The sequence below is a fragment of the Prevotella sp. P5-64 genome, from assembly GCF_002251285.1.
Lineage (GTDB): Bacteria > Bacteroidota > Bacteroidia > Bacteroidales > Bacteroidaceae > Prevotella.
This window is the reverse complement of sequence record NZ_NPJK01000048.1, coordinates 25,637-32,936: the sequence shown is the minus strand read 5'-3', so window position 1 is coordinate 32,936 and position 7,300 is coordinate 25,637. Positions and strand designations below refer to the sequence as shown.

Sequence of the window (7,300 nt, the reverse complement as noted above, 5' to 3'; positions counted from 1 at the left end):
TTGAGGTGGGGCTTTCAGTTGTATCCTACTTAGGCAGATTGAATGCCACGGTCATCTCCTTGAGCTGCTCTTCGCTCATGCCATCGGGTTCGTAGCCCATGCACTTGGCATTGATGTATATCTTGGCACTCTTGGAGAGTACGTCAATCTGGTCGAAGGCATCCATGGCGTCGAGGCCCTTGGCGAAGACGCCGTGCTTCTCCCACAATACCACGTCGTAGTCTTCGAGCTCGGCGAGAGTTCCCTCTGCCAGTCCGAGGCTGCCGGGCAACTGATAAGGCACTACGCCCAAACCTAACGGACAGAATGCCTTGGTCTCGGGAATCATGCTCCAAAGGATGTTGGTGAGCACATCCTTGCCCATAAACTTCTTGTTGTGACTCATAGCCACCAGCTCGATGGGGTGGGTGTGAACCGTGGCGGTGTAGGGTGAACCCTTCTCTATCATACGGTTGTGCACGGCCAGGTGGCTGGGCAACTCTGATGTAGGCTGGACGAGATTGTCGGCGATGATGACATAGGTCTCGCAGTCGTCGAGGATGCGGATGACGCTGCCGTTGTCCATAGGCCAGCGGGCGAGGTCGCGCATGCGCTTGCCGGTACCCTTGCAGTAGAAGTAGCAACCACGCAGATGGGGGAGCGTGATGCCGATGTGCTTGATTTCGCCGAGGGCAGGCATGTGCCTCATCTCGTCATCCACATACTTGCTGATATTGACAGTGATGTTGCCACCATTGCGCTCAGCCCATCCATTCTGCCACAAATAACCAGCCACTTCGGCTATCTGGTCAATCTCCTTCTTCAGGAGAGGGCGTCCGTCTAAAATACTTTTCATGATTCTTATGATTAATGTATAACTCTATTTTCTATCTATATTCCGGAAGTCGCTCGGCTTGAGTCCCGTCTTCCGCTTGAACTTGGAAGAGAAGTAGTCGGGCGAATCAAAATTGAGCATATAGGCTATCTCCTTGACGAAGAGGTCGGTGGTGGAGAGCAGCTCCTTGGCTCGCTGCAGCTTGAGGTCCTGCTGGTAGAGCGCGGGCGAGATGCCGGTATACTCCTTGAAGAGCTTGCGGAAGCTGGAGTAGCTCACGCCCAGCTGTTCGGCTATCTGCTGCGCGGTGAGGTCGCTCTCTACCTCCTTGCGCATGATGAAACGTGCACGGTTGATCATATCGACGTGCTCACTGTTCTTGCTCAGAAGGATATTGCGCTCGAGCGAATACATCAAACCTATAAGGTGGTTGACTATACCTGCCAGCAACTGCTGCGAATAGGCTGCCTCCTGGACGGCGGCATGGTAAGCCTCGTCGTAGAGACGGGTGATGGTATCGGAGAAACCTACATGGTAAATGGGGTGTTGGGGAGTAAGGAAGCCGGCACGGACGCGGTCGTCGACATTGCGGCCGCTGAAACCAATCCAATAACAGTTCCATCCCTGTGGACCAGGATGGTAGGTGTGCCACTCATGGGGGAAAAGCAGGAAGAGGTCGCCCTCGCGCAGACGGGTCGGTCGCTGGTTGGTAGTCTCAAAGACTCCCTCGCCGCGGGTGACATAGAGCAATTGATACTCATGAAGTTCACGACCCTTGTTGACATCAAAATAATAGCCGTCAGCATGGCCGCTGGTGGGATACTCTTCACCATTGCTTATCTCTTCATAACCCACCGTACTGATGGTGAGTCCCCAGAGCTGGTCGCGCTCGTTGGTTACCAAATACTTGCTCTTCTGCATGATGTTGATTAGATTGTTTGTACAAAGTTACTTATTTTCCACCAATCGACCTTCGTTTTTTGGCAATATTTTTATTACGGCTGCTGTTTTCATGCTCGGGGAACGCAAAAAGGGAGAGACCGCCATGGCGACATGCCGTCTGGCGGTCTCTCCCTCGATGATGATTGTCGGCGGAAGAGTGGTTTCAGAACTGCTCGAGTATCGCGATGCGCTTGCGGGTATCGGGGTGGGTGCTGAAGAGCGAGTCGAAGAAGCCCATCATGCCGCTCGTGAGAGCCTGGGGATGGATAATGAAGAGCTGGGCTACATCCTGGCGCTGCACACCCTGCAAGCCGGGGGCGCCAGATATCTTGCGCAGTGCCGAAGCCAGTGCGAGCGGATTGCCGCAGAGCTCGGCGCCACCGGCATCGGCCATATACTCGCGCTTGCGGGAGATGGCAAAGCGCGTGATGAGGGTGAAGAAGTAGGCCACGGCACAGCAGACCACGCCCACGAGCATCACAATGATGATGCTCACGCCCGAGCCTTTCTCGTCGCGGCTGCGGCTGTGAGAGCCGTAGAACATGGCGTTGAACATCATGTGCATCACTACGCTCATCACCGTCGAGACGATGCCCACGAAGACGATGCTCGTGATGAGCACACGGGTGTCGCGGTTGCGGATATGGGTGAGCTCGTGGCCCAGCACTCCCGCCAGCTCGTCGTCGTTGAGCACGCGCAGCAGTCCGGTGGTGACGGTCACGGTGTAGCTCTTCTTGTCGATGCCCGAGGCAAAGGCGTTGAGCTGAGGGTCGTTGACGATGTTGATCTGGGGCATATCCATGTTGCAGGTCATGCAGAGGTTCTCCACGATATTGTATACCCTCGGGTTCTCCCTCCGCGTGAGCGGGCGGGCTCCCGTAGCGGCACGCACCATCGAGGAGTTGGCGAAGTAGGCGATGAGGAACCACACACCCACGATGCCCACCACCCAGGGAGCGATGGCCACGAAGGAGCGGTTGACGGCGTCGTAGTCTACCTCGGCAGCCACATTGCCATAGGCGTCAGCGGGTGGCGCGCCCATCGACTGGATGATGGCGAGAAACACCCACACCGTGGCAAGGATAATCAGCGGGAAAGACAGCAGAAGCAGCACGCTGCGCAGGTTGTTGCGCCGTATCTGCGTCATCATACCAACATACTGCATAGGCTCAGAACTTGATTTCGGGGGCCTTGTCCATAGCCTCACGGTCGGTCTGGGGGATTTCAAACATCACCTCCTTGTGGAAACCGAACATCTGGGCGATGATGTTGGAAGGGAACACCTGTACGGCGTTGTTGAGCTCACGCGTAGCCGAATTGAAGAAGCGGCGGGTGGCAGCCAGCTTGTTCTCGATGTCGGCTATCTCGGTCTGGAGCTGCATGAAGTTCTGGTTGGCCTTGAGGTCGGGATAGGCCTCGAGCTGCACCTTCAGTCCGGCGAGCGCACCGGTAAGCTGGTTGTCGGCGGCTATCTTGTCGTTGATATTGGTGGCTCCCATAGCGGCTGTGCGTGCCTCGGTGACGCGCTGCAGCAGCTCTTTCTCATGGGTGGCATATCCCTTGACGGTAGCCACCAGCTGGGGGATGAGGTCATAGCGCTGACGGAGCTGCACATCGATGTTGGCGAAAGCATTTTCACGATTGTTGCGCATGCGCACCAGGTTGTTGTACTGGCCTACGAGCCACAACGCGAGTAGTACGACGACTACCAAAACAATAATCCATGTCATATTCTTAATCTTTATAATTATATAGGTCAAAATTACCAAAAAAGCGACAACCGCCCAACTATTCGGGCTTAAAGAATGTAAACAGGTGCAGATTTTCACCGCCGCCACCCTCACCGCCGCCACTCGGGGCAGGGTAGAGGGCAAATTAACTGGAACTTTCCTTTGCATTGTCTTGACTTTGTAGTAACTTTGTCTACTGACAATAATTATACAAGGTATGAAGAAGACTCTATTCTCTCTGTTTCTCCTGTTGTCTGTGGCTCCGATGTGGGCACAGACAGACACCCTGGTGGCCAGCGAACTGACCGACACCAAGCAGCACGACGGCAACGAGGTATGGGCGCGCGTGCCCGATGCAGTGCAAATGGCGTGGGGCTCCACCGATGTCCGCTACGCCAAGATGAACGTGCCCCGTGGGCGCATGGCAAAGACCCTGAGGCTCGACGCATGGGCTGGCGAGCGCGTCATGGCTCAGGCTGTGGTATGGACGCGCCACGACATCGTATCGCCACGCGTAGAGGCTACAGCCCTGACCTGTGGCAGAGAGGTGATAGACGCCAAGGCCGTCAACGCCGGATTTGTGGGATATGTGATGACCGACGAGCTCAACCATAACGGCAAATCCAACTGCGGGCACCGTCCCAACAAGGCCGACTTCGACTCGTCGATGGTCGCCGACATGGTCTATGGTCCCCACATCGACCGTATCCCCCGCTGCACCACCCGCCCGGTTTGGGTCAACGTGTGGGTGCCTGCCATCACGCGCGCGGGTATATATAAAGGTAAGATAGTCCTCACCGGCGACAAGGGAGAGAAGGCCGAAGTGGCACTCGAGGTCAAGGTGGGCAGCCGCCAACTGCCTGCGCCCAAAGACTGGGCTTTCGACCTCGACCTGTGGCAGAACCCCTACGCCGTGGCGCGTGTCATGAACGTGAAACTGTGGAGCCGCGAGCACTTCGACGCCATGCTCCCCGTGATGAAGATGCTTGCCGACGCCGGACAGAAGTCCATCACTGCCAGCATCATGCACCACCCCTGGAACGGACAGACCGAAGACCCCTTCGGCAGCATGATACAGCGCACGCTGACCGTCGACGGACAGTGGAAATACGACTACACCGTGTTTGACCGCTGGGTAGAGTTCATGACCCGCGAGGTGGGCATCACCGGCACCATCGACTGCTACACCATGATACCCTGGGCGCTGCAGTTCGACTACTACGACCAGGCTTCCAATACGGTAAAATTTGTCAACGCCCGTCCGCAAGACGCCGCCTACCGCGACTACTGGCTGCCCTTCCTGCGCGACTTCGCCCGACACCTGCGCCAGCGTGGCTGGTTTGAGCGTGCCGCCATCTCTATGGACGAACGCCAGCTCGAAGATATGCAGTCGGCTATCGCTGTGATACGCGAAGCCGATGCCGACTTCCACATCACCCTCGCCGGCAACTACCACAAGGAGATAGAGCACGAGCTCGCCGACCTGAGCGTTCCCTACGGTAGCCCGCTCGACCGCAGCATCATCGCCGAGCGCCGCAGCCGCGGTCAGTCTACCACCTGCTATATATGCTGTACCGAGAGCTTCCCCAACACCTTCACCTTCTCCGACCCCGCCGAGGGCGCCTTCATCCCCATCCACGCCATGGTGCAGGGATACGACGGTCTGCTGCGCTGGGCTTACAACAGCTGGACTGCCGACCCCATGCGCGACACCCGCTTCCGCTCCTGGCCCGCCGGCGACACCTATATCGTCTATCCCGGTGGCCGCAGCAGCATGAGGTTCGACCGCCTGGTCGAAGGCATACAGTGCTGCGAGAAGGTGCGTCTGCTCAGAGCAGAACTACAGGCCAAGGGCAACCGTCGCGCCCTGAAGCGCATCGACGAAGCCCTGAAGGTATTCGGCTGGGGCGGACTTGAGCACACCCAGATGCCCACCGGCGAGCGTATAAGCCGCCTGCAGCGTGTGCTCAACCAGTAGCGTCTGATCATTATTCACTAAACAAATAACACATTTATCATGAAAAAACTTTTTGTAGTATGGGTCATGCTGTTGCCTCTATGGGGGCAGCTGCATGCGCAGGAGAAAATTTTGCAAGGGAAAGGATTCTGGACACTCTTCGACAGTTTGGGAGACGGGACGCCCTGGCAGCAACAGTTTGCTGACCAAACGGGATGCATTTTCTACCCCAAACTCAACCGCAGGTACATTTCCTATGGTGGTTCAGATTCAGCTCCTGCTACCATGAACGGCACTCTGGGCAGGGCAAAGCTTTTGGTAGCACTCAAGGATAGTCTGCCCATCGACATCATTATGATTTCCAACACCAACGATATGAACTTCACAGACCCTGACACGGGTGTGGAAGGAAGTATTGACGATGAACCCTGGATGCAGGGCAGCAAGCGAACTGCAGCCAAGAGTGTGCTGGATTCGAAAGAAGCTGCCAAGGCCTATTGTGAGAAAAATCTGCGGAAAATTCTGAAGGCTACTCCGAAAGCCCAACGGGCTGCGGGCAACATGCTGGTATTCCCCTATGCCAATCCCAACAGGCATGGCAACCGTATAGAAATCATCGCGCCCTCAAAGCATGGAGGTGAAATTTGTTTTCATGTAGGTAGAAGCCCGAGGGTGAATCTTACATTGCCTGCCGGCATGAGCGTGGCACAAACCAGAGAGTGGTTAGCTTCCAAGTTCTATGGAGCAGGGTGGTCGGCCGTAGACAACGGCGACAACAGTTTCACCATCTCCTATTATTATGACAAGAACAACAAGGTCTGGGTCGACACCAAGGAGAGCGGGTTGCAAGTAGCTGTCACCGATGGGCCTCGTGTGGAAGAGTATGTGGTGTTTTATACAGGAAAGGATGCTTCGGGCTGGACAAAAAGTTGCAACTGGACGGATAAAGTAAGCCTGTGGTCGTGCTATAAAGGACTGATGGAATATCTGAAGAGCAACCTCCCCAACACGGAGATTTATTGGTTCATGCCCTCTTATTTCAATTTTGATTTCAATGCACCGGAAGTGCTGCGCGCCGACGGCTCCTTTGACGAGGAGGCATTCGAGAAAACCGAGCGCAACCGCAAGTGGATGCAGCTTTCCGCAGTGCAGCGTGCCATTGCCCAGCGTTATAACTGCCGAGTGCTGGAAGTGGGAAAATACTGTGGTATCAATTTGAAAAACGTGCGTGACTATTATCTCTCGAAAGACCCGCATCTCAAGAAAGAAGGCTATGCGCAATGGTCCAAGGCGCTCTATGAAATCTTCAAGGCCGGCAAATGGGAGTGACAAAAATGGGAGACGAGAAGCTGTTTTTTTACCTAAATATTTGGTACATAGTGAAAAAAATAGTAATTTTGCACCGCTTTTCGGCCTAACCGCTGGTTGATGGAAGAGTTGTCATGCCATGTTGGGTTGGAACGACAAACAATATTTAATTTAAAAACAACAATGGATTTAATTAAAGTTGCTGAAGAAGCGTTTGCAACCGGCAAGAAGTTCCCTGAGTTCCGTGCAGGAGACACCGTAACTGTCGCTTACAAAATCGTCGAGGGTTCAAAAGAGCGTATCCAGCTCTATCGTGGTGTAGTAATCAAGATTTCAGGCCACGGTGACAAGAAGCGTTTCACCGTTCGCAAGATGTCTGGTACTGTAGGCGTTGAGCGTATCTTCCCCATCGAGTCACCCAACATCGATTCTATCGAGGTGAACAAGGTAGGTAAGGTTCGTCGCGCTAAGCTCTACTATCTGCGCAAGCTCACTGGTAAGGCTGCCCGCATCCGTGAAAAGAGAGTGGTTAACACCAACGCTTAATAA

General features: G+C 54.9%; 7 protein-coding genes. 3 read left to right on the top strand and 4 right to left on the bottom strand.

Annotation, left to right across the window (positions count from 1 at the left end; genetic code table 11):
- Positions 1-25 precede the first annotated feature (25 nt).
- From rhaD to CIK87_RS09190, 4 genes are all read right to left on the bottom strand, one after another.
- Entirely contained in the window at positions 26-835 is an 810-nt protein-coding gene (rhaD, locus tag CIK87_RS09205) for a rhamnulose-1-phosphate aldolase (RefSeq protein ID WP_022310412.1), read from the bottom strand.
- Positions 836-859: 24 nt separating this feature from the next.
- Positions 860-1,735 carry an AraC family transcriptional regulator gene (locus CIK87_RS09200; RefSeq protein ID WP_094386926.1) on the bottom strand — a complete coding sequence of 292 codons (876 nt, stop codon included), beginning with the start codon at positions 1,733-1,735 and terminating at the stop codon, positions 860-862.
- A gap of 184 nt (positions 1,736-1,919) precedes the next feature.
- Positions 1,920-2,921, bottom strand: a complete 1,002-nt coding sequence (locus tag CIK87_RS09195; protein ID WP_022310414.1) for a M48 family metallopeptidase — start codon at positions 2,919-2,921, stop codon at positions 1,920-1,922.
- A 4-nt stretch (positions 2,922-2,925) separates the two neighbouring features.
- Positions 2,926-3,486 (bottom strand): LemA family protein, encoded by a 561-nt coding sequence (locus CIK87_RS09190; RefSeq protein WP_022310415.1) that lies wholly within the window; start codon positions 3,484-3,486, stop codon positions 2,926-2,928.
- A gap of 217 nt (positions 3,487-3,703) precedes the next feature.
- Between CIK87_RS09190 and CIK87_RS09185 the strand changes: the two genes are divergently transcribed.
- The 3 genes from CIK87_RS09185 (at position 3,704) to rplS (ending at position 7,297) form a co-directional block, all read left to right on the top strand.
- Positions 3,704-5,464: a DUF4091 domain-containing protein gene (locus tag CIK87_RS09185; protein WP_094386925.1), complete on the top strand. Its 1,761-nt coding sequence runs from the start codon at positions 3,704-3,706 to the stop codon at positions 5,462-5,464.
- Positions 5,465-5,503: 39 nt separating this feature from the next.
- Complete coding sequence (locus CIK87_RS09180; RefSeq protein WP_022310417.1) at positions 5,504-6,772, top strand: hypothetical protein; 1,269 nt, start codon at positions 5,504-5,506, stop codon at positions 6,770-6,772.
- A gap of 162 nt (positions 6,773-6,934) precedes the next feature.
- Positions 6,935-7,297 (top strand): 50S ribosomal protein L19, encoded by a 363-nt coding sequence (gene rplS, locus CIK87_RS09175; RefSeq protein ID WP_094386923.1) that lies wholly within the window; start codon positions 6,935-6,937, stop codon positions 7,295-7,297.
- Positions 7,298-7,300: the final 3 nt, after the last annotated feature.